The following is a 367-nucleotide window of genomic DNA, read 5'->3' as shown; positions in this document are numbered from 1 at the left end:
GCTGCCGGTATTGCCCAGGTCAATATTCTCGTTCAGGCTGACCGCCACCACACCGTTCTGATCCACACCAGTTTGCGCAACGCTGATGTTGCTGTCACCTTCGAATCGCACTTCACCGTTCGGGCCAATGTTGGCGCTATTGCCACCGGCATCAGTCACGTTCCAGCCGGCGCTCGCAACATCGTTGACCTGCTTCAGCTGGTCTTCCGTTGCCGCTTGGCCGCTCGTGTAGTTGTTCGGATCGAACGTCGTGTTGGTCAAGCCACCAATCGTGCCAGTGTTGCCGCTGATCACAATCGGGTTGCTGCCACCGATCGAGATCTGGTTGCCACCGACCGTGGTCGTATTGCCTGCGCCGTCATTGACC

Annotated in this window: 1 protein-coding gene; it reads right to left on the bottom strand. The window is 58.3% G+C overall.

The window, feature by feature from the left end:
* Positions 1-367, bottom strand: a 367-nt coding sequence (locus tag ACNA0J_RS29685; RefSeq protein WP_415822614.1) for a hypothetical protein, incomplete at both ends; no start/stop codon positions are given.

Origin of the sequence: Bordetella tumbae, from assembly GCF_965139195.1 — a bacterium.
Lineage (GTDB): Bacteria > Pseudomonadota > Gammaproteobacteria > Burkholderiales > Burkholderiaceae_B > Bordetella_A > Bordetella_A tumbae.
This window is presented reverse-complemented; position numbering and strand designations above follow the sequence as displayed.